Origin of the sequence: Bacillus thermozeamaize, assembly GCA_002159075.1 — a bacterium.
Classification (GTDB): Bacteria; Bacillota; Bacilli; order ZCTH02-B2; family ZCTH02-B2; genus Bacillus_BB; species Bacillus_BB thermozeamaize.
The window spans coordinates 1-3,169 of record LZRT01000135.1; the positions used below are offsets into that span (position 1 = coordinate 1).

Genomic DNA, 3,169 nt, shown 5'->3' on the forward strand with positions numbered 1-3,169 from the left:
GTCACCATGCAGGCGATGCTTGTATTTGCCGCGATGAATTTGAAAAAGCTGGCGACCTGGCTATGGAGGTCAGGTCAGCCCGGGGATAGCCACGGTTGGTATTGTTTCATATTCCTGCGAAGGTACATAAGAAAGCACAAAAAACTCCCACGGCGCCCGCTGCGATGGGTTGCACGTGGGAGTTTGTCTTCAGTCTGAGGAGAGGGAGGGGACTCCCTCTCCCTTTTTTCCGTTATTGCGGTGTCAGGTTGTTTTCGTCAATGATTCTCTTGTAGTTGTCGTGCTGCACCTGCAAATCCAGGGTGGCTTCTTCCGGATTTTTCAGCGAGTATCCGATGCCGATCTGTTCGTAATCTTTTTTCAGGTCGGGATCGTTCATCGCCTGTTCGATGATGCGATACAATCCCTGGACGATTTCGTCGGGGGTTTCTTTCGGCACCACCAGATTGCGGAATGCGCCGAAAAGGACGTCGATTCCTTTTTCCTTGAAGGTGGGAACTTCCGGCCAGAAACTCAGGCGCTCCGCACCGGAGTGGGCCAGCACTTTCAGCTCTCCCGCCTCCACGTTGCCGCGGATTTCCGAGGGATAGAGCACGCCGCTGTCCACATCGCCGGCCAGTACGGCGAGCACGATTTGCGCGCCGCCCTTGATTGGGACCCTCTGCAACTGAATTCCGGTTGCTTTTTCCAGGCTGTATTTTACGAAATCCTGGGTGCCCCACGTTCCCGATACGCCCATGGAAACCTTATTCGGATTTTGTTTCGCATACTCGATGAATTGTTCAAAATCCATGTCCTTGAACGGACCGTCGTTTCTTACGAACAGATGGTTGGGGTCAAAAGCGATTTGCGCCACGGTTTTGAACGATTCGTGGTTATACTGCGCCCCCTGAACCAGGTATTGGTCGGTCAGTAGGGAGGTGGAAACCTGGAGCAGGGTGTGTCCGTCCGGATCGGCTTGCAACAGTTTGTTGTAGGCAACGACGCCGCCGCCCCCCGATTCGTTGAGGATGTTCACCGTGACACCAGCATATTTCTCAACGTACTTCGCCAACGTCCGGGCGTTGTTGTCATGCCCGCCTCCCGGATTGGACGGAACAATCCAGGTGATGGGTTTCGTCGGTTTCCACTCCGAAGCTTCCTGTTTTGGCTCCTCCGATGCAGGCTGATTGTTCCCGCTTTGCACCGATGGAGACGGGCTTGGGCTGCTTTGACTGGCGGACTGCTGGGTCTGGGAATTGCCTCCGCAGGCGGCGAGAAGCAGAAAAACAAGACCGACAACCGCCAAGACGATAAATCGCTTCTTGCCGACTTTCATGTTGCCGCCCCCTCATATAAAAGATTTTTTATGGCAATGGTCAGCTGTAACGTTTTCTGTACAGCGGTCGCAGCTGTTCAATCGGCGCGTTACTCTCGATCAGATTTCTCATGACTTCTTCTTCTTCAATGATGGATTTAACCGCTTTCAATACTTCCTCAATACGATCAAAGGGGACCACACAAACTCCGGAATCGTCGGCGATGATCAGGTCTCCTGGGTGGACCACCACGTTGTGCAGATTGACCGGGCCGTTCAATTCGATCGCTTCGATTCTGAATTTCCCGGTAATTGGCGTAATCCCGCAGCTCCAAACCGGATAATTGATATTCCGGATGGTGTCCGCATCCCTGACGGCGCCGTTGACGATGCTGCCTGCCAGCCCGCGCGACTTGGCTACAGTGGCCGATTGTCCGCCCATGCTGGAAATATCCAGATTTCCGAACGTATCGATCACCACCACATCGCCCGGTTCCGCAAGATAATAGATATCCCGGGTGGACATGCGGATGAAATCCTTGTCGTAATACCCTTGCGTGGGGGTTTTCCGTTCGGGGATGTTCTTGATGGTCACGGCATGACCAACCACTTTTTGTCCCGTGGCGATGGGTTTGAGGTACGATGCGGGAACGGCGCCTGAAATTCCCAGAGAGTCAAGCACGTCCGAAACTGTGGAAGTTAAATCTCGAAGTGAAAGAAACTGGTTAATCACTTCTTTGGAAACCCGGGAAAATTTGATTTTTTTAATCCTTTCTTTTGGTACAAGTCCCCAGATTCGTCCCGCTTGTTTATACTCTTCATATTCCAAATCCAGTGTGCTGCTCATACGGCATACTCCTTTCGAAGCTGTGATGTCTGTCGGGCTGTCTCAATTTAAACATATTGAAAAATATTATGTAAAATATTAAGTTCTAATATTAATATTGTAAAATGTAATATAAAGGAGGAGAGGGGTATATGAAACTGGAACATCTGAAGTATATTGTGGAGATAAATGACAGCGGTTCCATTTCGACGGCTGCCGAGCGCATGCATGTTTCCCAGCCGGCGGTGAGCCAGTCCGTCAAGCATTTGGAAGACCGGTTAAAGGTGAAGATTTTCAAGCGTTCCCGGAACGGCGCCCAACCGACGGAGGTCGGAAGAAGCATCATTGAAAAAGCGAGGGAAGTGCTGCGGAAGATCGATGAAATTGAAAGCATCGCCCAAGTCCAACACGCCATGCTGGAGGGAAACTTGTCCTTGGTGGCCATTCCCAGCATGTGCATGTCCCTGTTGCCGAAGACGTTAAGCGCTTTTTCTACCAGGTTTCCCAAAGTGAAGCTTGAAGTGATTGAAACGGGAACGCTTCAGGCCGCGAGCTACGTGGAGAAAGAAATCGTGGATTTCGGCATCATGTCCCGCCGCGAGAAAACCGATTTCAGTGACAGATTTCATCCTAAATTTCGAAAGCCCATTGTTTCGGTAAAATCACGAGATGTTAGCGCATAACACCCTGTAAATAACAGGGAAGTTCCCAGCCAGACAACTCCCCGTCAGCGTTGAAAGGTATTCCTCCCCCCTCCCCCACCGCAAGGGGCTTTTGGTTTTCCATGTAAAATTGTGGGAATCTCTAACCTGACATGGTCGCCAGCCGCGCTTCGATTCGCTTCCACGCATGGCGGTATGGAAAGTCGTGAGCCAGTTTCAGGATGAGCTTCCGGCTGTGCCGAACGATCGTCGCCGCACAATGGAAGAACTCCAGCCGAAACCGGGCGATCGTATAGCCCCAATGAACGGGTTCGCAATAGTCCCGCTTGAACCGCTCATAGAGGTTGTAAGCCAGCATTTTGATCAGCAAATCCAGCTCGTTGG

General features: G+C 51.5%; 3 protein-coding genes and 1 pseudogene. 1 reads left to right on the top strand and 3 read right to left on the bottom strand.

Annotated elements, in window-relative coordinates; all coding sequences use genetic code 11:
• Positions 1-232: 232 nt before the first annotated feature.
• A complete protein-coding gene (locus tag BAA01_03480) occupies positions 233-1,318 on the bottom strand; it encodes a hypothetical protein (protein OUM84282.1) in 1,086 nt (361 codons plus the stop codon).
• A gap of 40 nt (positions 1,319-1,358) precedes the next feature.
• Positions 1,359-2,144 (bottom strand): dimethylmenaquinone methyltransferase, encoded by a 786-nt coding sequence (locus tag BAA01_03485; GenBank protein OUM84283.1) that lies wholly within the window; start codon positions 2,142-2,144, stop codon positions 1,359-1,361.
• A gap of 131 nt (positions 2,145-2,275) precedes the next feature.
• Here BAA01_03485 and BAA01_03490 point away from each other — a divergent pair, with 131 nt between their 5' ends.
• Positions 2,276-2,806 carry a hypothetical protein gene (locus BAA01_03490; GenBank protein ID OUM84284.1) on the top strand — a complete coding sequence of 177 codons (531 nt, stop codon included), beginning with the start codon at positions 2,276-2,278 and terminating at the stop codon, positions 2,804-2,806.
• 121 nt (positions 2,807-2,927) lie between these two features.
• On the opposite strand, the pseudogene BAA01_03495 reads toward BAA01_03490, so the two are convergent.
• Positions 2,928-3,169, bottom strand: a pseudogene (locus tag BAA01_03495) (transposase).